The organism is Streptomyces hypolithicus, assembly GCF_052934925.1.
Genome location: NZ_CM128811.1, coordinates 2,970,675 through 2,994,008 on the forward strand (window position 1 = coordinate 2,970,675; position 23,334 = coordinate 2,994,008).

Annotated in this window: 20 protein-coding genes, 1 tRNA gene and 2 pseudogenes; 10 read left to right on the forward strand and 13 right to left on the reverse strand. The window is 68.1% G+C overall.

The window, feature by feature from the left end; translation table 11 throughout:
- Nucleotides 1–25: 25 nt before the first annotated feature.
- Nucleotides 26–973: a class A beta-lactamase gene (gene bla, locus ACU6WZ_RS14030; protein WP_447034032.1), complete on the reverse strand. Its 948-nt coding sequence runs from the start codon at nucleotides 971–973 to the stop codon at nucleotides 26–28.
- Between the two features lie 420 nt (nucleotides 974–1,393).
- A pseudogene (locus ACU6WZ_RS14035) lies at nucleotides 1,394–1,702 on the reverse strand (NTF2-like N-terminal transpeptidase domain-containing protein); the annotation flags it as partial.
- Between the two features lie 292 nt (nucleotides 1,703–1,994).
- Between ACU6WZ_RS14035 and ACU6WZ_RS14040 the strand changes: the two are divergent.
- Both ACU6WZ_RS14040 and ACU6WZ_RS14045 read left to right on the forward strand, forming a co-directional pair.
- Nucleotides 1,995–2,867, forward strand: coding sequence for a LysR family transcriptional regulator (locus tag ACU6WZ_RS14040; RefSeq protein WP_447033756.1), 873 nt, complete (start codon nucleotides 1,995–1,997; stop codon nucleotides 2,865–2,867).
- Nucleotides 2,864–3,778: a serine hydrolase gene (locus ACU6WZ_RS14045; RefSeq protein ID WP_447033758.1), complete on the forward strand. Its 915-nt coding sequence runs from the start codon at nucleotides 2,864–2,866 to the stop codon at nucleotides 3,776–3,778. Before ACU6WZ_RS14040 ends, ACU6WZ_RS14045 begins: the two co-directional genes overlap by 4 nt.
- 1,708 nt (nucleotides 3,779–5,486) lie before the next feature.
- On the opposite strand, the gene rfbB is transcribed toward ACU6WZ_RS14045, so the two are convergent.
- The 8 genes from rfbB to ACU6WZ_RS14085 all read right to left on the reverse strand — a co-directional run bounded on the left by rfbB (nucleotide 5,487) and on the right by ACU6WZ_RS14085 (nucleotide 14,575).
- Nucleotides 5,487–6,422 (reverse strand): dTDP-glucose 4,6-dehydratase, encoded by a 936-nt coding sequence (gene rfbB, locus ACU6WZ_RS14050; RefSeq protein ID WP_447034033.1) that lies wholly within the window; start codon nucleotides 6,420–6,422, stop codon nucleotides 5,487–5,489.
- A gap of 37 nt (nucleotides 6,423–6,459) precedes the next feature.
- Entirely contained in the window at nucleotides 6,460–7,236 is a 777-nt protein-coding gene (gene istB / locus ACU6WZ_RS14055; RefSeq protein ID WP_447028588.1) for an IS21-like element helper ATPase IstB, read from the reverse strand.
- Nucleotides 7,236–8,825: an IS21 family transposase gene (istA, locus tag ACU6WZ_RS14060; protein ID WP_447033763.1), complete on the reverse strand. Its 1,590-nt coding sequence runs from the start codon at nucleotides 8,823–8,825 to the stop codon at nucleotides 7,236–7,238. Before istA (ACU6WZ_RS14060) ends, istB (ACU6WZ_RS14055) begins: the two co-directional genes overlap by 1 nt.
- Before the next feature lie 290 nt (nucleotides 8,826–9,115).
- A complete protein-coding gene (locus ACU6WZ_RS14065; RefSeq protein ID WP_447034035.1) occupies nucleotides 9,116–10,183 on the reverse strand; it encodes a glucose-1-phosphate thymidylyltransferase in 1,068 nt (355 codons plus the stop codon).
- Nucleotides 10,184–10,474: 291 nt separating this feature from the next.
- On the reverse strand, nucleotides 10,475–11,101 hold the full coding sequence (locus tag ACU6WZ_RS14070) for a response regulator transcription factor (protein ID WP_447033759.1): 627 nt from the start codon (nucleotides 11,099–11,101) through the stop codon (nucleotides 10,475–10,477).
- A 214-nt stretch (nucleotides 11,102–11,315) separates the two neighbouring features.
- Nucleotides 11,316–11,978 carry a GOLPH3/VPS74 family protein gene (locus tag ACU6WZ_RS14075; protein WP_447033761.1) on the reverse strand — a complete coding sequence of 221 codons (663 nt, stop codon included), beginning with the start codon at nucleotides 11,976–11,978 and terminating at the stop codon, nucleotides 11,316–11,318.
- 43 nt (nucleotides 11,979–12,021) lie between these two features.
- Nucleotides 12,022–13,320: a YcaO-like family protein gene (locus ACU6WZ_RS14080; RefSeq protein WP_447033762.1), complete on the reverse strand. Its 1,299-nt coding sequence runs from the start codon at nucleotides 13,318–13,320 to the stop codon at nucleotides 12,022–12,024.
- A 50-nt stretch (nucleotides 13,321–13,370) separates the two neighbouring features.
- Nucleotides 13,371–14,575, reverse strand: a protein-coding gene (locus ACU6WZ_RS14085; RefSeq protein ID WP_447028795.1) for an IS3 family transposase whose coding sequence is annotated in 2 segments (ribosomal slippage) — nucleotides 13,371–14,335 and nucleotides 14,335–14,575 — 1,206 coding nt in all. Because the reading frame shifts where the segments join, the coding sequence is not laid out codon by codon here.
- Between ACU6WZ_RS14085 and ACU6WZ_RS14090 the strand changes: the two are divergent.
- The 5 genes and pseudogenes from ACU6WZ_RS14090 to ACU6WZ_RS14110 all read left to right on the forward strand — a co-directional run.
- Nucleotides 14,574–15,209: pseudogene (locus tag ACU6WZ_RS14090) on the forward strand (class I SAM-dependent methyltransferase); the annotation flags it as partial. The gene ACU6WZ_RS14085 and the pseudogene ACU6WZ_RS14090 sit on opposite strands and share 2 nt — an antisense overlap.
- 253 nt (nucleotides 15,210–15,462) lie before the next feature.
- Nucleotides 15,463–17,052 carry an IS21 family transposase gene (istA, locus tag ACU6WZ_RS14095; protein ID WP_447033763.1) on the forward strand — a complete coding sequence of 530 codons (1,590 nt, stop codon included), beginning with the start codon at nucleotides 15,463–15,465 and terminating at the stop codon, nucleotides 17,050–17,052.
- Nucleotides 17,052–17,828: an IS21-like element helper ATPase IstB gene (istB, locus tag ACU6WZ_RS14100; RefSeq protein WP_447028588.1), complete on the forward strand. Its 777-nt coding sequence runs from the start codon at nucleotides 17,052–17,054 to the stop codon at nucleotides 17,826–17,828. Before istA (ACU6WZ_RS14095) ends, istB (ACU6WZ_RS14100) begins: the two co-directional genes overlap by 1 nt.
- Before the next feature lie 31 nt (nucleotides 17,829–17,859).
- Nucleotides 17,860–18,003 carry a hypothetical protein gene (locus ACU6WZ_RS14105; protein WP_447033765.1) on the forward strand — a complete coding sequence of 48 codons (144 nt, stop codon included), beginning with the start codon at nucleotides 17,860–17,862 and terminating at the stop codon, nucleotides 18,001–18,003.
- 31 nt (nucleotides 18,004–18,034) lie between these two features.
- On the forward strand, nucleotides 18,035–18,367 hold the full coding sequence (locus ACU6WZ_RS14110; protein ID WP_447033766.1) for a hypothetical protein: 333 nt from the start codon (nucleotides 18,035–18,037) through the stop codon (nucleotides 18,365–18,367).
- A 284-nt stretch (nucleotides 18,368–18,651) separates the two neighbouring features.
- On the opposite strand, the gene ACU6WZ_RS14115 is transcribed toward ACU6WZ_RS14110, so the two are convergent.
- Nucleotides 18,652–18,724 (reverse strand) — tRNA-Ala (locus ACU6WZ_RS14115).
- A 161-nt stretch (nucleotides 18,725–18,885) separates the two neighbouring features.
- On the opposite strand from ACU6WZ_RS14115, the gene ACU6WZ_RS14120 reads away from it, so the two are divergent.
- The gene (locus ACU6WZ_RS14120) at nucleotides 18,886–19,434 is read left to right on the forward strand and encodes a helix-turn-helix domain-containing protein (protein ID WP_447033767.1); all 549 of its coding nucleotides are present in this window, start codon (nucleotides 18,886–18,888) and stop codon (nucleotides 19,432–19,434) included.
- Between the two features lie 41 nt (nucleotides 19,435–19,475).
- Nucleotides 19,476–20,759, forward strand: a complete 1,284-nt coding sequence (locus ACU6WZ_RS14125; RefSeq protein WP_447033768.1) for a serine/threonine-protein kinase — start codon at nucleotides 19,476–19,478, stop codon at nucleotides 20,757–20,759.
- Nucleotides 20,760–20,852: 93 nt separating this feature from the next.
- Here the strand turns inward: ACU6WZ_RS14125 and ACU6WZ_RS14130 are convergent, their stop codons facing one another.
- Nucleotides 20,853–22,202, reverse strand: coding sequence for a hypothetical protein (locus ACU6WZ_RS14130; RefSeq protein ID WP_447033769.1), 1,350 nt, complete (start codon nucleotides 22,200–22,202; stop codon nucleotides 20,853–20,855).
- A gap of 369 nt (nucleotides 22,203–22,571) precedes the next feature.
- Nucleotides 22,572–22,706: a DLW-39 family protein gene (locus tag ACU6WZ_RS14135; protein WP_003958712.1), complete on the reverse strand. Its 135-nt coding sequence runs from the start codon at nucleotides 22,704–22,706 to the stop codon at nucleotides 22,572–22,574.
- 254 nt (nucleotides 22,707–22,960) lie between these two features.
- On the opposite strand from ACU6WZ_RS14135, the gene ACU6WZ_RS14140 reads away from it, so the two are divergent.
- Nucleotides 22,961–23,317 carry a DUF6344 domain-containing protein gene (locus tag ACU6WZ_RS14140; RefSeq protein WP_447033776.1) on the forward strand — a complete coding sequence of 119 codons (357 nt, stop codon included), beginning with the start codon at nucleotides 22,961–22,963 and terminating at the stop codon, nucleotides 23,315–23,317.
- The last annotated feature ends 17 nt before the right edge of the window (nucleotides 23,318–23,334 follow it).

Genomic DNA, 23,334 nt, shown 5'->3' on the forward strand with positions numbered 1-23,334 from the left:
CATATGCCACCAAATGAAGTGAGGTCTAAGCAATTGCATCGAAGGTGACTTCGGCGGCTCGGGCGATGAGGGCGTCGTCGCGTTCGGCGTCCTTGGTGTCGCGGCGGGAGAGGACGGCGAGGGCGATGGGTGCGGCGCCCGGCGGCCAGACGATGGCGATGTCGTTGCGGGTGCCATAGCCGCCCGTACCGGTCTTGTCGCCGACCGTCCAGCCGTCCGGGGCACCGGCGCGGATGGCCTTGTCGCCGGTGGTGTTGCGCTTGAGCCAGTCGGTCAGCACGGCCCGCTTGTCCGCGGGGAGCGTCGTGCCGAGGACGTACGCGCGCAGATCGGTGGCCAGGGCCCGGGGTGTGCTGGTGTCGCGGGGGTCACCAGGGACCGCGTCGCTGAGCGCGACCTCGTAGCGGTCACAGCGGGTGACGTTGTCACCGAGCGCGCGCAGGGCGTCCTGCAGGCCCCGGGGGCCGCCGAGTTCACGGAAGAGGAGGTTGGCCGCGGCGTTGTCGCTGTAGCGGACGGCCGCGTCGCACAGCTCACGCAGGGTCAGTCCGGTGGCGACGTGTCGCTCGGCAATCGGCGAGTTGGCGATGAGATCGTCGCGGCCGTAGCGCACGAGCCGGTCCATCTGCCGCAGGGAGTTCTTGTCCAGCACGGCGCCGGCGAGCAGCGCCTTGCAGGTGGAGGCGTAGGCGAAGCGTTCGTCGGGCCGGTGGGTGATAGTCCGGCCACTGCCGGTGTCGAGCGCGTAGACCCCCAGCCGGGCGTCGAACTTCCGCTCCAGCCTGCCGAATTCGCGCTCCGTACGCGTATCGGCCGGGGCCGATGTGGAGGGCTTGGAGGCGGGTGGAGTCGGGCCGGACCGAGCCGGGGAGGCGGTATCAGAGGTGGCGGCGCATCCGGAGAGCGGCAGGGCCGCGATCCCGGCCAGCGTGGCGAGTGCGACACGACGGCGTACAGGGGTTCGGGTGTGCATGAGGTGCGGGCCTTCCCTTCGGAGATGATCGTTCGGACCCGGCTCCGAGGTGGTCGTTCGGAGAGCTTTGGCTGCCGCCTGCTGGATGCGAGGGTCGATGGTGGTCTGCACCGGGCGGCCTTCGGTCTTTGCGGCCGCGGTGAGGTTCTTGACGGCGCGCCCGCTCTGCCGGTCGGCGACGACCAGAGACTTGCTCGCCTTCCTGCCCCCCGACAGGACGTCGTCGTAGCGAGCCTCCAGACCGGATGTGCCTTTGCCGCTGACGGGGTCGACGGTGCCGACGAGACTGTCCGCCCGGAGCGGGTCGCCGTTGGTGTCGAGCACCTGCGCCCTGTCGTTGCCACTCTTGAGTGCGAGTGTCTGCCCCGGTTTCAGCTCCGGATGGATCATCGGCGAGGTGAACTCGACCTTCCAGGTCTCCGACTTGTGGATCACCCGTGCCCTGGAGCGCCAGATGACGTCACCTGCGCCCGGAACCGCCATGGTCACGGTGAACGGGAAGCGCACTTCCCGTTCGTCCTTCTTCCGGCCCTCGCCGTCGACAATGGTGGTCCTGGAGGGCTTGAGGTTGGCCAGTACCGACGTGAGGAGCGACGCGGCGTTGTCGGGTGTGTCGGTGTAGCTCGCCGCCTTCCGCGCGTCGTGCCCGGCCCACGCGGCGAGGAAGGCCGCCAAGGGCTTCCGGGCGGACGCCACTTGCGCATCGTCTTCCTGCGCATCGCCGCCCACGAGGCTGAAGGCGGCGTACCCGCCTCCCGCCAGGAGAAGGGTCACGACGATGCCGAGCAGTAGTCCGTGCCTGGCGGGACTGTTCCGTCTGCCGGTACGCGTCAAGGTGCTCTCCGTTTCCGGGTCGGGCCTGATCAGCTCGCCGGAGACGACCCCCGACGTCTGCGGGGGTACCGGCGCGCGGCCGACCCCTCATCCGGGAGTGAAGCCCGCCACCGGACCACGTGTCGAATACGCTCTCGGCATCACCGCGATTCGTAAGTCGTATCGATGCACGCCAGGGGGGTACGGATTGCTGACGGAACGGCATCTGGAAATCTTCATCGCGCTGGCGGAGGAGGAACACTTCGGGACCGCCGCGCAGCGGGTGGGCATCACCCAGCCGCCTCTGTCGCAGGGCCTGCGCCGACTGGAAGCCCTGCTCGGCGTTCGACTGTTCGACCGTGAGAGGGGAGTGTCCCTCACCGAGGAGGGGGCTCTGCTGCTTCCGCACGCCCGCAGGGCCCTGGCCGCGCTCGCGGAGCTCCGCGAGACCGGTGCCCGCGAGCATGCTGACGGCCGTCGCCTGCGGCTCGGGCTGGCTCCCGAGGTGCCGACGACCCTCGCGGCCGACGTGGCAGCCGCACCGGCCCGGGCCGGTGAACGGACGCGGATCGGCATGGTGACGGCATCAACCGCCTCGCTGCTCGGCGACGTCGCGGCCGGGCGGCTCGACATCGCCGTGATCCGGCATCCCTCCGTACTGCACGGTCTCGCCGCCGGGCGGGTGATCCTGCTGCCGACCTGGATCCTCGCCCCCACCGGCCTCAAGGACGCCGGTGACACGCTGTCGTCGCGGCTGCCCGTTGCCGTACGTCCGCGTGCCGAAGCACCCGCGGCCCACGACCTCTTCATCGACACCCTGGCCAGTCGCGGCCACCGGGTGGAAACCGTGGTGGTTTCCGATGAGCGCGCCGGCCTGGCCCTGGTAGCGGCAGGTCAGGCCGTGCTGGTCACGGCGGACGACGCGTTGACAGCCTCAGGAGTCGAGCGGCGAACCGCAGCGGACCCGCCGCTTCCCCTGCGGCTGCGGGTGGCCTGGGACCCGCGGCGTCCGGGTTCGAAGGAGACCGCCGAGACAGCGCAACTGCTGGAGGACACCCTGGCCCGGAAGGTGGCACCGTGAGCGGAACACAGCGCGGAAGCGGTGTGGAGCGGGCCATCCACGGCATGTTCGACGACGCGGGCGTCCGCGGCTGGCTGCACGTGGCGGACCTGCACCGCCCGTCGGCCCAGGTGACCATCGATCCCGGCGAACAGCTGCCCATGGGCTCGGTCTACAAGGTGCCTCTCATGGTCGCCTTCTGCCGGCTCGCGGACGCGGGGCTGATCGACCCGTGTCGCAGGCTGACGCTGGAGCCCGACGAGCGCGTTCCGGGCCCGACCGGCATTTCCATCCTGCACGACCCGGTCACCATGTCGCTGCGCGACATGGTGGTGCTGATGATGAGCATCTCCGACAACACCGCGGCCGATGCCGTTCTCCGAGCGGTCGGCCCGGACGTGGTCGACGCCATGTGCCGCGACCTGGGCATGCCCGATACCCGTATCCACGGGGGCGTCGTCAGCACGTTCAGCCGGCTGGTCGCCGAAACGGGCGCCCACTCGCTGGACGCGGCTCTGGCACACGTGGCGGACAACGACACCATCGTCCCCCCGGGCGTGTACGACCCGGCGTTCAAGGCGTCCACCACACCGACCGACCTGGCACGGCTCCTGCGCGCGATCTGGACCGGCCAGGCCGCCTCCGACGACCGCTGCGCTTTCATGCGCGAGGTCATGCGCAGGCAGCCGTGGACGCACCGGCTCGCCTCCGGATTCCCCTACGACGACGTCACCGTCTACGGCAAGACCGGCACCTTCGGTTCACTGCGCCACGAAGCAGGCGTCGTCGAACTCGCGGACGGCAGCACCTATACGGCGGTGGTCTTCACCCAGGCCGCCCGGTCCGACAACAAGCTGCCGCGCGCCGACGCCGTGATCGGCGCCGCGGCCCGGGCCGCTGTGGAGGAACTGCGGGGGAACCAGGGCACCTGATCAACCCGGCCCCATGCCAGAGACGAGATCGCAAAGCGACTCCCTGACACTGATCACGGGTACTCGGTACTCATGCATTCGCATACGGGGCGCGCGAGGGTGGGGTAGAGAGCGGGCATCGGGAGCGCGCAATGGGATCAGGTCGGGGGCTGGGCGTCTGCGTGCTGGCCGTGAGGTGCGCGTTGGTGATGGCCATGACGAGTGCGTGCTCGCGGTTGCCCAGCAACGGTGAGCTGCGGGCCATGGCTACCACGGTGGCACGCGGCTGAAGCGGGACTCGGAGGAGGGGCGCATCCGGGCGCTGCTGGCGCGGTTCAGCCACGTCGAGGGACTGCGGCAGGGGTACACCGTGTTCGAGGACGTGTGCACCGGACCCGGAACTGGGAACGAGCCTAGGAGATCTTGGGGGAGACGCGAGCGGGCAAACCCTTGAAAATCCGCAGCTCCCCCCCCACCCCCGGCAGGGGCGGATGCGCCCACCGATGGGCACCAAAAATGCCCTCCGTACCCGCGTTTCCGCAGGGCAAAGGGCATTTGACAGTGGAGCCTAGGAGATTCGAACCCGAAACGAGCGGCGCTCTCACCTGCGATTTTACCAATTCCTTACGAGCAAATCGGACTTTCCCACCCGTTTCCGTCCCCCCTATCCTGCTCGATCCCGCTGCCCCGACTCGATGTGCCCACTGGTGGGCACACCCTCAAAACTCGTTGCACCTGCAATCTCGCTGCGGCGAAGCTCCCAGATCGCAGGCTACTGGCTCTTCTGCATCCGGTAAATGTGCAAACAGGGTGCGGGCGTACCTGATAGCTGCCGCCGCCAGGCGCCCGTACCCGTCACAGCATCAGACCACCCAGTCCTCCAGATGATCGTGGTGTCGGTCGCTGTGAGCCGACCGACACCGCCAGGCGTCATGAGCAGCTCACACTCCGCCAGGGTGTGCACTCGAAGTTCGGTGTGCTCGGCTGGGTCAAGAACTTGGAGGAGATCTGATCGTAGGTGAGGATGCCGCCGTCGCAGAAGAACCCGATGCGGTTCGCAGGCCACGCCCCGGTGTCCGATGGAGTGCGAGCCCAGCAACCTGGGCTCGCCCAAGAGAGACATGCTTCGCAGACAGAGCGCCAGCCTCATCCGGGCTGACGGGCCGTTACCCCGAAGGGGTGGAAAGTGATCGACATGCCGAGGTGAAGTTCCCCAAGGCTTCGCTTTGGCCGCGCGTTGCCCACCCACTTTGCAGTAGCTGCCAAGAGAGCGAGCACAGGGCCCCTTGAGCTCTTCCTTGAGTACCTGAGAGCCTTCCACAGCGTTGGCCCCGGTGAGTTCCGTCTACCGTCTGCCACCGCGCCTCGGCCATCCGCCCGAGAGGCTCGATGCGCCATGCCAGTCTCTACGCCGTCAGGGGCTGGCGAGTGCTTCGCGGGGCGTGAGGCGGGCGGCGCGCATAGCTGGCCGCAGCCCGGCGAAGGCACAGATGATCACGGTGGCGCCGATGCCCAGGCCAAAGGACCCCAGCGGGAATGACGATCGTCCAGTTCTGGGAGAGGGCGTACGCGGCGGAGACAACTGCGCCGATGAGCGCGCCACCGGTGCCTCCGAGGGCGGGCAGCAGGACGGAACTCGGTGAGGAACTGGGTGTGAACCTGGCAACAGGTGGCGCCCAGGGCAAGCCCGAAGCCGGAACTGGAGTGGGCTGCCAACCTGCTTGGCTGGCTACCTCGATGCCGCGTTCCACCAGGAGCGGTTCTCCCGGTACCAGGCCACGGTGGCGGCCAGGCCCTGATCGAAGGAGCGCTGCGGCTCGTAACCCAGCTCGTCGCGGATCTTGGACCAGTCGACGGAATAGCGGGCATCGTGGCCCTTTCGGTCCTCGACATGGACGACGCTGTCCCAGCTCCGGCCGCAGACGTCCAGCAGCCGGTCGGTGAGGTGCTTGTTGGTGAGCTCGGTGCCGCCGCCGACGTTGTAGACCTCTCCCGCACGGCCGGATTCAAGGACGAGCCGGATGGCACGGCAGTGGTCCTCGACATGCAGCCAGTCGCGAATCTGTCCGCCGTCTCCGTACAGCGGTACGCGGCGCCCGCCCAGAAGGCGGGTGACGAACAGGGGAATGATCTTCTCGGGGTACTGGTACGGCCCGTAGTTGTTGGAGCAGCGGGTGATCCGCACATCCAGGCCGTGCGTACGGTGATAGGCGAGGGCGAGAAGGTCGGAGCCCCCTTTGGTCGCCGAGTACGGGGAGTTGGGGGCAAGCGGCTGCTGTTCGGTCCAGGAGCCGACGGGGATCGAGCCGTACACCTCGTCGGTGGAGACGTGGACGAAAGTGCCGAGGCCGGCGTGGACGGCGGCCTCCAGCAGCCTCTGGGTTCCGAGCACATTGGTCGAGGCGAAGTCGGTGCCGACAGCTATTGAACGATCGACGTGCGACTCGGCGGCAAGATGCACCACCGCGTCGTGCTCGGCCATCAGCTCGGCCACGGATCCGGCGTCGCGGATGTCCCCATGGACGAAGCGCAGCCGCGGATCGCCCGCCACGGGAGCGAGGTTGGCCCGGTTGCCCGCGTAGGTGAGCGCGTCGAGGACGGTGACAGTCTCGGGCCCGGAGTCGGACAGCAGCGTGTGGACGATCACGTAATTCCCCGGGCTCAGCGTCACGTAATTCCCCAGGTCCTGGCCTCGTCCATGTCTACTTGATCGAGGGCTTGTTTGTCTTGTCGGTGACGCCTGCGCGGGGCCGCTTGTTGGGGCGGTAGCTGGGACCGTTCATGATCACCTGATGGCTGGTGTTGATGAGCCGGTCCAGGAGGGACTCGGCGACGACGGGGTTGGGGAAGAGCGGATACCAGTCGCTCGGCGCCCTGTTGCTGGTCAGGATCAGCGACCGGCCCTGCCGCTCGGAGACCAGCTCGTAGAGGTCGTCGGCCTGGGCCGCGGTCAGCTGGCGCATCGCGAAGTCGTCCAGGATGAGCACGTCGGGCCGTACCAGTTCGCGCAGTCGGCGGTCCCAGGTGCGGTCCGCGTGGCCGCCGGCCAGGTCGGCCAGAACCCGGCTGGTCTTGGCGAAGCGGACGTTGGCGCCCTGGCGGATCGCCATATGTCCGAGTGCCTGGGCGACGTGTGTCTTCCCAACGCCGACCGGCCCGAACAAAATTACGGACTCGCCGGTGTGCAGCCAGCGCAGTGCCGCAAGGTCGCGGACCTGGGCCGCGGGTATCTTCGGGGAGGCCGCGAAGTCGAACTCCTCCAAGGTGACCTGCTGCTCGAACTTCGCCCGGGTCAGGCGCCGTTGGAAGGCGACGGTCTCCCGGCGGGTGATCTCGTCCTGGCAGAGGATCTGGAGGAACTCCAGGTGGCCGAGCTCGCCGCCGTGGGCCTGCGAGAGGCGGGCGTCGAGAGTTTCCAGCATGCCCGAGAGCTTCAGCGCGCGAAGCGCGTCCCGCAGGGCGGTGTCCATGATGCTCATCACGCCACTCCTTCTTCGTGACGGTGGTCATCACGGTCGTCGTTCGTCATGTCGGGGGGTGTCGCGGTCGCGAAGAGCCGCTGAGGTCCGTGCAGGAAGGCGGCGGCTCCGCCATCGCCGGAGGATTCGGGGGCCGGCTCGGTCTCGGTGCCGGCGACGAGGATGCCCTTGATCGTGCGATAGGACGGGTCGCCGACCAGGGTCGCCTTGGCGCAGGCGGCCTCCAGCCTGCCCTCGCCGTACTTCTTGCGCAGGCCGAGGATCCCCTGGGCGGCGCGGAGCCGATAGAGCGCGTTGACCTCCAGCAGCCCATCGACCACCTCGCGGCAGGCCGTGCCGACCTGCGCGGACTGGGTCCGGCACCAGGTCGGGGTCCGCATGTGGAAAGCGATCTTCTCCGGCGGGTAGTCGCTGGCATGGGTGCGCTTGCCCTGCTCAAGTGCCCCGTGGGTCTTGACCAGTTCGCCGTCGTGGAAGACCTGCACGAAGGTCGCGGTCGAGCGGACGTCGACCCGCTTGCCCATCAGTTTCCACGGCACCGAGTAGAGGGTGCGGCCGGCCTTGATGTGAATGTCCGGGCCGACGGTGGCCGTCGACCACTTCGCGAGCACGAACGGGGTCTTCGGCAGCGGCAGCAGCGTGGACGCCTCGACGGCCTCGAAAACCGAGGCCGGGGCGGCCCCGCCCAGCGGGCGGCACTGCCGCTGACCGGCGACTTCGGTGCACCACCGGATGGCCTCGGCCTGCATCTGCTCGAGCGAGAAGAACTCCCGGCCCCGCCACCAGGAATCACGTATATAGGGCATAGGGCGCTCGACGCGCGGTTTATCTTTTGGCTTCAGAGCGCGGGCTGGATCTACCAACGCACCGTAATGGGCCGCGAGTTCGGCATACGCTTTGTTGATTTTAGGGTCGTAGAGGTCGGGCTTGTCCACCCCGGTCTTCAGGTTGTCGGGCACCAGCCGCTGCGGGACGCCGCCGAAGAATCTGAAGGCTTCGACGTGGGATTCGGTCCAGGAGTGCTGGTCCAGGTGGATCACCGGGCGGACGAACATGTGCCGCGAGCACGGCAGCACCATCACGAACGCCCAGATCCGGTGCCGCTTCCCGCTCCGCGGGTTGATCCACTGGCCAAGGAAGCCGTAGTCGATCTGAGCCTCCAGCCCCGGCTCGATCTCGTCGCGCAGGACCGTGACCTGAGAGCGACGGGTCTCCTCGGGCAGCGTCGCCGATATCCACCGCCGAAGCGACGACACCGAAACCACCAACTCGTTCTCGTCCCGCAGCCGTTGGTGGATCGTGGCGACGGTCACCGTCCCCAGCAGGCTCTTGATGTAATCACGGTGCTTGTCGATCTCGGGCCAGGTCACCTGCCGCAACCGGGCATCGGCGAGCTCGGGGAACCAGCCCTTGATCAGAGAGGCCCAGTCCTCCGCGGCCATCGCCGCCCCGCCCGGGGCCATCCCGGCGGCCTCCGCCGGGGCCAGGTACTTCCTGATCGTCTTGCGGTCCAGTCCCAGCGACGCGGCCAGCTCGCTCTTGGAGCGGCCCGCGTACCAGTGGACATAGATCTCGGTCACATCGACCACGTTGAACGTTCTCCTTGCCATCGTGCGCTTCCCTCGACCTCGAACCACTGATCGAGGAAGCGTCCGTCATCTCGACGGCCAGGACCACTACCCGCTGCGTCCGTCGTCCCCATGGGGAATTACGTGACCGCGGGGGTGGGGAATTACGTGACGCGGAACCCGCCTCACCTGGGGAATTTCGTGATCGCTCACACAGCGATCGTACGAAGTGGGAGCCGATGAAACCGGCGCCTCCGGTGACAAGGATTCGCATGGCGGGTGGTGTCACCGTCTTTCGTGCCGGAGGTGTCTCAGGAAGCGATCTGGATCTGACTGTGGTCGCCGAGGACCAGGCGGTGTGCCCGCGGTGCCCGGACCGCCCCAGAGACGTGGACAGAGCGGCCGATGAGGGAGCCTTCAATACGGCCCGCATCCTCGATCCGCGTTCCCTGGAGGACGATGGAGAACTCAACCTCGCTGCCGCTGATCCGGCACTCGTCGGCGACGGAGGTGAAGGGCCCGATGCGGGAGTCTGTGACCACGGTGCCGGCACCGATGACTGCGGGACCGATGATCTGTGACCGTACGATCCGGGCGCCGGGCTCGATCCTCACCCGGCCCACGATCTCGCTCGTCCCGTCCACCCGTCCTTCGACGGCCGGCTCCACGGTCTCCAGCACCACGCGATTGACCTCCAGCATGTCGGACACGTTTCCCGTGTCCTTCCAGTAACCGGTGATGGTGGTGGCACCGACATGGTGACCCGAGTCGACCAGCCACTGGATGGCATCGGTGATCTCCAGCTCGCCTCGTGCCGAAGGCACACACGCGGCGACGGCCTTATGCACCGCGGGGGTGAAGAGATAGACCCCCACCAGCGCGAGATCGCTCCGCGGCTTGCTGGGCTTCTCTTCCAGGCGCATCACGGCGCCGTCCGGGCCGAGTTCGGCGACCCCGAACATCGAAGGATCCGCGACCTTGGTGAGCAGAATTTGGGCGTCCCTGCGCTCCCGGCGGAACTCCTCCACCAGGCCGGTGATCCCGCCGACTACGAAGTTGTCACCGAGGTACATCACGAAGTCCTCGTCGCCCAGCCAGTCCCGGGCGACGAGTACGGCATGGGCCAGTCCGAGGGGCGCCTCTTGTGGCAGATACGTGATCCGAGCCCCGAAGAACGAGCCGTCGCCGAGAGCGGCCCGTATCTCCTTGGCGGTCCCCCCGACGATGACACCTATCTCCGTGATGCCGGCCGCGACGATCGACTCGATGCCGTAGAAGAGCACGGGCTTGTTGGCGACGGGAACGAGCTGCTTGGCCGCGGTGTGGGTGATGGGCCGTAGCCGGCTGCCGGTGCCACCGGCGAGAACGAGTGCCTTCATCGGCTTCCGGCCCCCGGGTACGTCGGACAGCTCACCGATCCGCGGGGCCCCCTTGGAGTTCTCCATCTGTACAACTTTCCGCGCGCCGATACGGGAGAACCCGGGGTGCATTGCCCCAGTGCCGGTGGATTCCCTGAAAGGGACGTGATTAATTACCCGCCAAGTGATGGATATCAGGCATCTGATTTATCGGCGCCGCGGTGCGGCGCTGGGCGCAAGATTAGCGCCGAGCACTGGGTGAGCACGCCCGTCAGAAGTCGAGTCATTCCCCGCCCCGCGACGGGGCCAGGGTCATGCGGCGAAGCGGGTCGGCAACGCGCGCGAGTGCCAGAGAGCCGTGATCTGGGAGCGGTCTCGGCAGCGCACTTTGCGTAGCACATTCGACACATGGAATTTGACCGTGCTGCGCTCTATGGTCAGCTGCGCGGCGATCTCTGAGTTGGAGAGGCCCTCCGCAACCAGCATGGCCACTGCCCTCTCCCGGTCGGTGAGCAGTGCGACATCGGCTGCGGGCGGTCCCGACAGCCGGGAGTGGCCCAGGTGGCCGGACAGCAGGGTGGGAACGAGCTCGGGGGAGACCCAGCCTCGCCCGCTCAACACCTCGCGAACCGCTGCGATGTAGCCGCGGTCGGGGTCGTCACGATCGATGATGCCGACCACCCGCGCGAAGGCCGACGAATGCCAGAACGCGTCGTGCTGCCCGGAAACCAGAACGATGACCCGCGCGCTCAACTGGGTGAGCGACGGGTCCGCGTCCAGCACGTTGGACTCAACCAGCGTGATATCGGCTTGTGTTGTGGGTCTTGCTGCCGTACGGTCGCCGTCCCATCCGGATATGAGCCACCCCGGCCCGGCCAGCACCTCAGTCATTCGGCGCCGCAACGAAGGTGAATTGATGGCAAGGAAGATTCGTTCCATGCTTCCCCGTAATTCTGATACACAGGGCGGTTGCAAACCTGGGCGGGTCAGGCCCGGTTGCACCCCCGCAACAACCTTGATCGGTAACGAGGAAGTTAACACACGCAGCGACTCGCACGAATCGGATGGCTCCGAAAAGTACGGTAAGGCAGCGGAATTGAGGAAGAACTGAGGAAGCCTCACCTCCCAGCCAATTCCGCTGGCCCGGCATGTCCTAAATGACCGTACCTACCACTCCGACGGCCGTTGTCGCCGAGTAGCCCGACAGCGCCACGAAGACCGAATCCACCAACTGCTTCATGACGGGCTCGGACCAGTGGTTTTCCGTCAGCTCCGCCATCCGCTTCTTGACCGCCGTCTCGTCGGAGTCGGCGAACACCAGCTTGTGCAGCCCGCCGCTGTGCAGCAGCACCACCAGCGCCGCCGTGCGCGCGTCCGGCTCCTGTCCCTCCAGTACCGCCGCCGCGAGCTTTCGGCGGACGTCCTGCTCGACCGTTCCGTCCGCCTCCGGGTACCGATTCGTGGGGAAGATCCCCCAGCGTCGCGCCCGCTCCTCACGGATGATGCCCTTGTCGAGCAGCCCCTGCCGCGCACCCTCGACGGCCTCCTTCTTCAGCCGGAAGATCCACGCCTGGGTGTCCTCCCGCTTCTCCTGCCCGGCGATCCGCCGCAGCGTCTCGTCCAGAATCGCAATCCCCAGCGGAGTGGGATCGGCGACGACGAGGTGCTCGCCTTCCATCCGGACCCGGTCGGCCAGCGCGAGCTCCAGCACAGAAGCGCTGGAAATCATGTACTCGGACTGCGCCTGCAGATGCGGGGCTCCGGTGTTGTCGTCGAGCGAAAGGAGCATGATCTGCTCGCCGAGTGTGGTTTCCATACTTATGGTCCTCTCCTTCTGGTGTACTGCCAAGCGTTCCTGATCAGGGCAAGGGATGGGGGCGGCTTCGGCCGGTGGGCCCCCGGGCGGCGGACAACCCGGTCCGCGTTTCGGCCGTCCGCAACCGCTCGGTGTTCCAACTGAAGCCGTACGACTCGGTCATCCGCAGATGCTGGTAGCCGACCGGGACAACCTTCACCGCGGCCCACCCCATCTCCCGTAGCGCGACCGGCAGTCGGCCGGTCAGGTCGATCGCCATCGGGTCGGCTCCGTCCGCGAGCAGGCCCGTCACGATGGCAGCGGTCGTCACCTTGTATTCCGTACGGGGTGTCCGCGTTCCCCTGAACCCGCCGGCCCACTCGCTGACCAGGTCGAAACACTGCCGGGAGGCGACGTACCGCAGCCGGTCGTCATCGTCCACGATCTCGGCCGGGGGCTCGCCGTAACCGTGGCTCTCGCGCTGGTTGACCACCGCGGAGCGTATCTGGAGCGCCTCCTGGAGCGCGCCCAGCATGCTCCAGCCGACCCGGTCCGTGGCATTGCAGCCGACGGTCGCCAGCGGCTGTGGGCCGGTCTCGTCGATGATCACTGCGACGGTGCAGACCACGCCCGGGACACCGGTCGGCAGATCCGCCACGACCGGTACGAGCCCCGCACGGCGGGCGCTTGCCCACAGCCGCAGCAGGCTCCGCCAATGGGTGTTCTCCTTGCCGCTGCGCACCGGGCCCGCCCCGACGGCGTCGACATCGATCCGCGTCGGGCGCAGCCGGCGTTCCCAGGCGACGAGCAGCACGTCCCGTTCGATCATCTCCAGCAGGGCGGAGCGCAAGGCCATGTCGTATCCGTGCCCGGACGCCGCCCCCGAAGGGCCGGGGTCGAAGCCCTCCGCATCCGCCGCGTGCGCGGGGTAGTCGACCAGGCCCGCAGGGACCAGGATTTCGGCATCGTCCCTGAGCCGACGGGTCGGATACCAGGTCAGGGCCCGCTCGGCGCTCCGCGGGTCGCCGAGGGCAACGTCCGGATCGGTGAAGGGCAGCGCACGCGCGCCCAGGCCGGCCCGGGTGGCGCGGACGGTGCCGTGGGGCATGTCGGGACGGGGGAAGAGCGCGTGCCGCTCCACCGCTTCACCCGCGCCGCGCACCAGAGCGTCCATGCGCGAGTGCCCGTACGCGCCGACGACGTACGGAGACAGCGCATGCCCGGTCTTCTCCGCCCGGCCGACGCCGCGGGAGAGCCTGACCAGGGCTCGCCACAGCAGGTCGTCCGGGGGCATGGGGGGCAGCATCCCGGACTTCTCCGCCAGGCCGTTGCCGGGGTCGAGAGTGGCCAAGAAGTCGATCATCAGGGTTTCCTGCCGCGATGAGGTGACCCCCGGAGTGTGGACACAGGGGTTCATGCTGCGAGTGAGAGTTTAGCTGTCCTGTGGTGCTGCTGTTCGAACTCCATTGGAGAGAGGTAGTCGAGCGCGCTGTGGCGTCGGCAGGCGTTGTAGTAGGTGAGCCACTGGAAGATCTCCAGCCTGGCCTGTCGCATCGTCACGAACAGCTTCCCGTGCATTGCTTCTCGCTTCAGTCCCTGCCAGAAGCTCTCGGCCAGGGCGTTGTCATAGCTCGAGCCGACCCTTCCCATGCTCCTGCGGATGCCGTGCCGGTCACAGACCTGCGCGAACGCGGCCGACGTATATTGCGATCCGCGGTCCGCGTGGAAGATCACCCCGGTGACGTCACCGCCGCGGGCTGCGACCGCGGCCTGGAGCGCGTCGATGACGAGCCCGGCCCGCATGTGCGGGGCCATCGAGTAGCCGAGCACCCGGCGCGAGCGGATGTCGATGACGCAGGCGAGATAGAGCCACGCGGCTCCGACCTGCACGTATGTGATGTCGCCGCACCACTTCTCGTCCAGAGTGACAGCGGTGAAGTCCCGCTGAACCAGGTCCGCCACCGGCGGCGCGAGCCGGTCAGGGACCGTGGTGCGCTTCTTCTTCCGCAGGTGGCGGCCGGTGATGCCGTGCTTGCGCATCAGCCTGGCCACCCGCTTGCGGTTGACAATGTGGCCGAAACCGCGCAGTTCGGCATGGACTCGGAGCGCGCCATAGTTCCCGCGGTGTTCGGCATGGATCTCGCGGATCTCCTCGACCAGGGCATCCTCGGTGGCCTGCCGGACGGCCCGCGTCTGGGCGCCGGCGATCCACCGGTAGTAGCCCGAGCGGGAGACTTCCAGTACCCGGCATATCCGCTTGATGCCGAACATCTCGGCGTGGGCGGAGATGAAGTCCCAAGCGGCAGTCTTCACTTCATCTCCCGGGCAAAATAGGCGGCTGCCCGTCGCAGGATCTCCCGCTCGAGCTGCCATTCCTTCTCCGCCTTGGCCAGCCTGGCGTTCTCCGCGCGCAGCAGGGCCAGCTCGGCCTCGGTGTCCTGCGACCCGCCGGAGGCGGCCGGACCGTCGTCGGCGTCACGCACCCAGGTCCGCAGCGTCTCGGGGTTGACGTTCAGATCGGCCGCGACGTCCCTGAACGTCCGCCTTCCCGCCGATGCCCGCCACAACGCGATCGCGTCGGACCGGAACTCCGCACTGTACTTCGAGGGCCTTGCCATGTGGATCTACACCTTCCTGGACCATCAAGATCCATTGTTAGGTGTGTCCACACCACGGGGGTCACCTCACTACGCCGCCAACACCCTCTGCCACATCCCCTACCTGGACTCGATCTTCCGCGGACTGGACGCCCTGCTGAAGCCGGACGGGGTGTTCGTCTTCGAAGATCCTTACCTCGGCGAGATCGTCGAACGCTCCTCGTTCGACCAGATCTACGACGAGCACTTCTACTTCTTCACGGCCCGCTCGGTGCGGAACATGGTCCGCCGCTACGGCTTCGAGCTGGTGGACACGGTCCGGCTGCCCGTGCACGGCGGTGAGGTCCGCTACACCATCGCGCGCCAGGGTGCCCGTGTGCCCACAGCGGCGGTGGCCGAGCTGATGGCCGACGAGGACAGCAAGGCCCTCGCCGAGCCGGCCACGCTGGAGCGCTTCGCCGCCGAGGTCCGACGCATCCGCGACGACCTGACCGCCCTGCTCACCCGGCTGGGCGCCGAGGGCGGCCGGGTCGTCGCGTACGGCGCCACGGCCAAGAGCGCCACCGTCGCCAACTACTGCGGCATAGGCCCCGAACTGGTCTCCTGCGTCTACGACACCACCCCCGCCAAACAGGGGCGCCTCACCCCCGGTTCTCACATCCCGGTTCGCCCCTCGGACGGCTTCAGCGATCCTTATCCGGACTACGCGCTGCTCTGTGAGCGATCACGAAATTCCCCAGGTGAGGCGGGTTCCGCGTCACGTAATTCCCCACCCCCGCGGTCACGTAATTCCCCATGGGGACGACGGACGCAGCGGGTAGTGGTCCTGGCCGTCGAGATGACGGACGCTTCCTCGATCAGTGGTTCGAGGTCGAGGGAAGCGCACGATGGCAAGGAGAACGTTCAACGTGGTCGATGTGACCGAGATCTATGTCCACTGGTACGCGGGCCGCTCCAAGAGCGAGCTGGCCGCGTCGCTGGGACTGGACCGCAAGACGATCAGGAAGTACCTGGCCCCGGCGGAGGCCGCCGGGATGGCCCCGGGCGGGGCGGCGATGGCCGCGGAGGACTGGGCCTCTCTGATCAAGGGCTGGTTCCCCGAGCTCGCCGATGCCCGGTTGCGGCAGGTGACCTGGCCCGAGATCGACAAGCACCGTGATTACATCAAGAGCCTGCTGGGGACGGTGACCGTCGCCACGATCCACCAACGGCTGCGGGACGAGAACGAGTTGGTGGTTTCGGTGTCGTCGCTTCGGCGGTGGATATCGGCGACGCTGCCCGAGGAGACCCGTCGCTCTCAGGTCACGGTCCTGCGCGACGAGATCGAGCCGGGGCTGGAGGCTCAGATCGACTACGGCTTCCTTGGCCAGTGGATCAACCCGCGGAGCGGGAAGCGGCACCGGATCTGGGCGTTCGTGATGGTGCTGCCGTGCTCGCGGCACATGTTCGTCCGCCCGGTGATCCACCTGGACCAGCACTCCTGGACCGAATCCCACGTCGAAGCCTTCAGATTCTTCGGCGGCGTCCCGCAGCGGCTGGTGCCCGACAACCTGAAGACCGGGGTGGACAAGCCCGACCTCTACGACCCTAAAATCAACAAAGCGTATGCCGAACTCGCGGCCCATTACGGTGCGTTGGTAGATCCAGCCCGCGCTCTGAAGCCAAAAGATAAACCGCGCGTCGAGCGCCCTATGCCCTATATACGTGATTCCTGGTGGCGGGGCCGGGAGTTCTTCTCGCTCGAGCAGATGCAGGCCGAGGCCATCCGGTGGTGCACCGAAGTCGCCGGTCAGCGGCAGTGCCGCCCGCTGGGCGGGGCCGCCCCGGCCTCGGTTTTCGAGGCCGTCGAGGCGTCCACGCTGCTGCCGCTGCCGAAGACCCCGTTCGTGCTCGCGAAGTGGTCGACGGCCACCGTCGGCCCGGACATTCACATCAAGGCCGGCCGCACCCTCTACTCGGTGCCGTGGAAACTGATGGGCAAGCGGGTCGACGTCCGCTCGACCGCGACCTTCGTGCAGGTCTTCCACGACGGCGAACTGGTCAAGACCCACGGGGCACTTGAGCAGGGCAAGCGCACCCATGCCAGCGACTACCCGCCGGAGAAGATCGCTTTCCACATGCGGACCCCGACCTGGTGCCGGACCCAGTCCGCGCAGGTCGGCACGGCCTGCCGCGAGGTGGTCGATGGGCTGCTGGAGGTCAACGCGCTCTATCGGCTCCGCGCCGCCCAGGGGATCCTCGGCCTGCGCAAGAAGTACGGCGAGGGCAGGCTGGAGGCCGCCTGCGCCAAGGCGACCCTGGTCGGCGACCCGTCCTATCGCACGATCAAGGGCATCCTCGTCGCCGGCACCGAGACCGAGCCGGCCCCCGAATCCTCCGGCGATGGCGGAGCCGCCGCCTTCCTGCACGGACCTCAGCGGCTCTTCGCGACCGCGACACCCCCCGACATGACGAACGACGACCGTGATGACCACCGTCACGAAGAAGGAGTGGCGTGATGAGCATCATGGACACCGCCCTGCGGGACGCGCTTCGCGCGCTGAAGCTCTCGGGCATGCTGGAAACTCTCGACGCCCGCCTCTCGCAGGCCCACGGCGGCGAGCTCGGCCACCTGGAGTTCCTCCAGATCCTCTGCCAGGACGAGATCACCCGCCGGGAGACCGTCGCCTTCCAACGGCGCCTGACCCGGGCGAAGTTCGAGCAGCAGGTCACCTTGGAGGAGTTCGACTTCGCGGCCTCCCCGAAGATACCCGCGGCCCAGGTCCGCGACCTTGCGGCACTGCGCTGGCTGCACACCGGCGAGTCCGTAATTTTGTTCGGGCCGGTCGGCGTTGGGAAGACACACGTCGCCCAGGCACTCGGACATATGGCGATCCGCCAGGGCGCCAACGTCCGCTTCGCCAAGACCAGCCGGGTTCTGGCCGACCTGGCCGGCGGCCACGCGGACCGCACCTGGGACCGCCGACTGCGCGAACTGGTACGGCCCGACGTGCTCATCCTGGACGACTTCGCGATGCGCCAGCTGACCGCGGCCCAGGCCGACGACCTCTACGAGCTGGTCTCCGAGCGGCAGGGCCGGTCGCTGATCCTGACCAGCAACAGGGCGCCGAGCGACTGGTATCCGCTCTTCCCCAACCCCGTCGTCGCCGAGTCCCTCCTGGACCGGCTCATCAACACCAGCCATCAGGTGATCATGAACGGTCCCAGCTACCGCCCCAACAAGCGGCCCCGCGCAGGCGTCACCGACAAGACAAACAAGCCCTCGATCAAGTAGACATGGACGAGGCCAGGACCTGGGGAATTACGTGACGCTGAGCCCGGGGAATTACGTGATCGTCCACATGCTCTTCGCCTGGAACCACGCGCATGAGATCATGTCCAAGGAGAAGGAGTTCCGAGCGGTGGGCGGCAAGTGGATCGTCTACACCCCGGAGGTCCGCGTTCTCTGAGTAACTGCCAAGTTGGCCGTCAGGTGCTGCCGTGCGCCGCCGTGTGGGCTCCTGCCGCATCGGTTCGAAGCGTCTTCGCGCATGCGTTGTTCCGTACCTGAGTCAGCCGAAGAAGAGTTTCTTCGTTGTGCGTGGCCTTGGCCGCCCGGATGAGCATCTCGTGGGCGAGCTCTGCCACCGGCGAAAGTTCGCGGAGCCTCCTGGTCGGCCGCCCGAGATCGTGCCCGGTCTCTTGGTTGTTCCGCAGCAGTTCCTCTCGTTCGCCTTCGGCGCGGGACCGATCGGCTCGCTCCGCAGCACGGGACAGCCGAAAAGGCTGGTGGTGGCCAGCTGGACCGATGTCTCGACGACGGCCGAACTCTGACCCCTGGGCCAGCTGACCTCGGCACGGTTAGCGACAAGCGAGGTAGCCCGACAGCAGCACCCCGGTCGAGGCCAAGGACGACACCACCTACCTCTCGTTCGGCACGCCCAAGAAAGACCACCGCAGACACCTCCAGTCCTAGGAGATCCACGGGAGCGCCTCGATCGCGCAAACCCCAAGAAATAGAGGAATACCCCACACTTCTGAGCATCGATGTGCCCACCGATGGGCACAAAAAATGCCCTCCGAAACCGCGTTTCCGCAGGTCAGAGGGCATTTAACAGTGGAGCCTAGGAGATTCGAACTCCTGACATCTGCCTTGCAAAGGCAGCGCTCTACCAACTGAGCTAAGGCCCCGGGTACGGGTGGACAGGGACCGGCGCACGTGCGCAATGGCCACCGCCGGAGACAAGAGTACCGGGTCTCCCCCCGGATCCTGCAAAAGCATTGGGGGTCCCCGTGCGCGACCACGCTCCGTAAGATGCTCCCGAGGTTCGCAGCAGCGAAGGGGAGACGCAATGGATGCAGCGCAGCAGGAGTCGACGGCCAGAGCCAGAGAGCTTCAGCGCAGTTGGTACGGGGAGCCGCTGGGGGCGCTCTTCCGTCGCCTGATCGACGACCTGGGCCTGAACCAGGCCAGGCTGGCCGCGGTGCTCGGGCTGTCGGCCCCGATGCTGTCCCAGCTGATGAGCGGCCAGCGCGCCAAGATCGGCAACCCCGCCGTGGTCCAGCGCGTTCAGGCCCTGCAGGATCTGGCCGGGCAGGTCGCCGACGGCAGCGTCAGCGCTGCCGAGGCCACCGATCGGATGGACGAGATCAAGAAGTCGCAGGGTGGTTCCGTGCTGAGCAACACCAATGGCACCACAGCCAGTTCCGGGGCGCCGACCGTACGCCGGGTGGTGCGCGAGATCCAGTCACTGCTGCGCTCGGTCGCGGCCGCAGGCGACATCATCGATGCGGCGGACACCCTCGCCCCGACCCACCCCGAACTGGCAGAGTTCCTCAGGGTGTACGGCGCAGGGCGCACCGCGGACGCGGTCGCCCACTACGAGGCGCACCAGAGCTGACAGCGGCGGACAGCACCGGACCGGGGAGCGGGCACAGCGCAATGGGTGAGATCTTCGCTGGTCGGTACGAGCTCATCGACCCGATCGGGCGCGGCGGTGTCGGCGCCGTGTGGCGGGCGTGGGACCACCGGCGCCGCCGGTACGTGGCGGCCAAGGTGCTCCAGCAGAGCGACGCGCACACGCTGCTGCGTTTCGTGCGAGAGCAGGCCGTGCGGATCGACCACCCCTATGTCCTCGCCCCGGCCAGCTGGGCAGCGGACGACGACAAGGTGCTGTTCACCATGGACTTGGTGAGCGGCGGATCGCTGGCGCACGTGATCGGGGACTACGGCCCGCTGCCGCCCCGTTTCGTGTGCACCCTGCTCGATCAACTCCTCTCCGGTCTGAGCGCGGTGCACGCGGAAGGTGTCGTGCACCGCGACATCAAGCCCGCCAACATCCTGCTGGAGGCCACCGGCACCGGACGGCCGCATCTGCGGCTGTCCGACTTCGGTATCTCGATGCGCAAGGGCGAGCCCCGCCTCACCGAGACCAACTACGTCGTGGGGACGCCCGGTTATTTCGCCCCCGAGCAGATGATGGGCGCCGAGCCGGACTTCCCGGCCGACCTCTTCGCGGTCGGCCTGGTCGCCCTCTACCTGGTACAGGGCCACAAGCCCGACTCCCAGGCCCTGGTCGAGCACTTCGCCACGTACGGCACACCGGGGGCGCCACAGGGCATCCCCGGGCCCCTGTGGCAGGTGATAGCCGGAATGCTGCAACCCGACCCGCAGGCCAGGTTCCGTACGGCGACGGGCGCACGCAAAGCACTGACCGCCGCCGTCGAAACGCTCCCCGAACCGGCGCCCGGCGAGGAGCCGGTGGAGATCTTCGACCAGATCGGCCCGCTCCCGCCCGGCTTCGGCCCGACAGGACCGGACATGCCGCCCGCCCATGTCCCGAACGGGCGGGCGCGACAGCCCGGTCCGCAGCCGCCGTCCACCATGTCGGAGACGGGCAGCTTCCACCTCGCACCGCCGCCACAGCCCGCCCGCGCGCACCCGGCGCAGCCATCCGTCCCGCCCAAGCCGACACCCGCGCCCGCGCCCATGTCCGCACCCGCGCCCGGGCCGGTTGCGACGCCCCCGCATGCGGGGGCCCAGGCCGCCCCGGCCGCCGTACAGCACGAACAGGCCCTCACGCGCCCATTCACCGCCCACAGCCCAGCAGCCGCGGTCCAGGCCGCACACAGGCGTCCGGGACCATCCCCGAAGGTGGCCGTCCCGGTTCTGCTGCTGGCCCTGGTGTGTTTCGCGGTGGGCATCTGGGCCCTGACCCAGAGCTGAGCGCCCGTCGGCCAACCAGCCCGCCCGTCAGCCAGCCGTCCACCCGCCCGCCCGAAGACCGTTGCGCAGCAGCAGCGCCCCTGACCCGCCGGCCTACCAGGCGGTCGGCGGCCCGTACTGCGTAGGCGCCCCACCAGCGTCTGGCCCCGTCCCCGCCCCCGGTCCCGCCGCGTGAGCCCGCCTGCGGGCGAGCGCCGTCCACATCCCGAGCCCCAGCACCAGCACACTGCCCGCACCGATACCGGCCGCCGCGACGAGCTGCATCGTCTCGCTCCGGTCCGCGGCGGGCGTACTTTCGCCGCTCTCAGCAGCGCTCAAATCGTCCTCGGTGACCTGGAAGTCACCGGCGGGCCCCGCATAGCCGGGACCCTTCTTCGCCTCGCCCCTGACGTTCAGGCGCAGCGAAAGACCCAGCCCCTTCGCCCCGAACTCCTTCGCCACCTCGGGGTTCAGACTGACCCTCAGGTAGTACCAGCCAGCCAGCCGCATCCCGCCCACCGACTCCGAGGAGTCGAAGCGGTTCTCGTACGCCACCGGAGGCAGCGGATCCAGCGCCGTCGACTTCTGCTTGCCGTCGTACGAGATGTCGGTCGCACTGTCGACGAGGCCGCGCGCCGGGTTGTACAGCGCCATGGTCAGCGCGTTGGACACATGTCCCTCCCCGGGCGCACTGCTGAGGTCCGCGCTCGCGAAGAGCTGCTGTCCCCAGTCGACGGGCACCTTGTAGAACAAGCTTTCACCCGGCTTGATCCTGTCCCGCCACTCGCCCCGCTCCAGCCCGGGCGCACTGTAGAAACTCGTACCGCCGCGGCGTTCCTGCACGCCACCCACCGGCGGCGCGGGTGAGCTGCTCGGCCAGGTCTCCGGCGCCGCCGTCGGGCCGCCGGCCCCCACACCGGGCTCCGTCATATGACGGATCTCCAGCTCCCAGGGCTCGCGCGACGAGGTTGCCTCACTGGTCCGCTCCACCAGTACGAAGTACGTCTCGGCCTCCTGGCAGGAGGTGCTGTCCTTGTCGATGGTCCGGTGGGCGTACGCGCCGATCGGCCGCGCGAACTCCGCCGAGCTGAACCGAGTGGTGTTGTAACTGCACGAGTTGCCGTCGCGGTCCTGCAGCGTCACTTTGAGCTCGTCGGAATACGCGACCTTGGTGCCCGGCCCGGGCACAGCGGTCGCCGACACATAGGCGTTGGACGTCGCGTCGAGGCGCACCCGGTAGAAGAGCTTGCCGCCCGGCTTGATCGAGTCCCGGTACGTCGTCCCGGCCGCCAGCTCCTCGGCGTCAATGTTGGCCTGAACACCCTCGACCCGCTTCGCCGACGGTTCGTAGGTGTACGGACTGGGCTCACCCGCCGCATGAGCCGCGCCCCCCAGTGCCGCCACCGCGACCAGCGCCGCCACCACGGCCGTCACCACCCCGCCCTTGCTGCGCTGCCTCTTCACGCGCCACCCCTCGTCCGTCCTCATGGCCGCCCCGCGCCGCCGCACCAGCGCCGCCGCAGCGTCCGTCCATCGTGCCCCGCCGGTCCCGGCGCTGTCTGCGCAGGCCGCCGGATCGTTGCGGAGACATAGAGATACGGACATTTGCTTACGCAAGCACATGTTCTGCGCAAGTGACTGACTCAGGGCCCGGAACAGCCTCGCCATCCCCACGATGACCGCCGCCCGTCCGGCCGCCACTCGTCCGCTCCCCTGTCACCCGGACGGCCCCAGGGCCGTGGGCGACCGCCCCGGGGCCGCCGGCCCACGGCCCGGACAGCACAAAGGCCCCGGCCGCTCAGCGGCCGGGGCCCGTATGGGGACTACTGGGTCTCACACACCCGAACCTGCGGGCACGGAGTCAGTCGCCTCCGTCCACAGATCCTGCTCGGCGCGATCCGCCTGGATCTGGCGGTACACGAGGAGCCCGCCGATGGCGGCCAGTGCGACCAGGAGAAGCTTCTTCACCGCGCGACCTCGTCTTTCCTTGACGTAGGGGACTTCTGGCGCCCGACTATACACACCGGCCGATACCGATCGGTTACCTAGTTGCCGGGCCCGGCCGAGCCCCCGCCGTCACCATCGGCCCGCACTTCCGCTCCCCCGACCGAGTGGTGTTCATCCGAAGATCTGCGAATCGCGGCTGCCGGTCCCCAGAACTCCGGGGCGGGTGCACATGATCGGGCAAGCAAGGACATCGCACCACCCGAAAGCGAGGGGCCATGGCCGCCGTCAAGGTCAGCACGAGCACGATGTGGACCGCGTTCACCACCGCTGTCCGGGCACTCCTCGCCGCGCTGGGATTCACCGTCGCCCGAGTCACCGCTGCGCTGGGATTCACCGCCGCGCAAGCCACCGCCGTCCACCCGGCGTACGCCCCTGCCGCACGCCCGGCCGAGCCCCCGGCAGCAGCCACGGCGGCCCCCGCCACCCGCTGGTCCCCGGCGACCGACCGCGCCCTGCCTCCCACGATGAAGCAGCGCATCCGCGCCGAGGCCCACGGCTCATCACCGGCCGCCCGGCACCTTCCGACCGACCTCACGGAAACCGCCCGAACGGACCTGCGCCTCACCGCGTAACGCACACCACACACGCA

Excerpts from the sequence above, each read along its gene's own strand:
- ACU6WZ_RS14125 (WP_447033768.1), top strand. The coding sequence starts at position 19,476 with ATGGGTGAGATCTTCGCTGGTCGGTACGAGCTCATCGACCCGATCGGG.
- ACU6WZ_RS14065 (WP_447034035.1), bottom strand. The coding sequence starts at position 10,183 with ATGAAGGCACTCGTTCTCGCCGGTGGCACCGGCAGCCGGCTACGGCCC.
- ACU6WZ_RS14070 (WP_447033759.1), bottom strand. The coding sequence starts at position 11,101 with ATGGAACGAATCTTCCTTGCCATCAATTCACCTTCGTTGCGGCGCCGA.
- istB (WP_447028588.1), top strand. The coding sequence starts at position 17,052 with ATGAGCATCATGGACACCGCCCTGCGGGACGCGCTTCGCGCGCTGAAG.
- ACU6WZ_RS14075 (WP_447033761.1), bottom strand. The coding sequence starts at position 11,978 with ATGGAAACCACACTCGGCGAGCAGATCATGCTCCTTTCGCTCGACGAC.
- ACU6WZ_RS14080 (WP_447033762.1), bottom strand. The coding sequence starts at position 13,320 with ATGATCGACTTCTTGGCCACTCTCGACCCCGGCAACGGCCTGGCGGAG.
- istB (WP_447028588.1), bottom strand. The coding sequence starts at position 7,236 with ATGAGCATCATGGACACCGCCCTGCGGGACGCGCTTCGCGCGCTGAAG.
- bla (WP_447034032.1), bottom strand. The coding sequence starts at position 973 with ATGCACACCCGAACCCCTGTACGCCGTCGTGTCGCACTCGCCACGCTG.
- ACU6WZ_RS14140 (WP_447033776.1), top strand. The coding sequence starts at position 22,961 with ATGGCCGCCGTCAAGGTCAGCACGAGCACGATGTGGACCGCGTTCACC.
- ACU6WZ_RS14120 (WP_447033767.1), top strand. The coding sequence starts at position 18,886 with ATGGATGCAGCGCAGCAGGAGTCGACGGCCAGAGCCAGAGAGCTTCAG.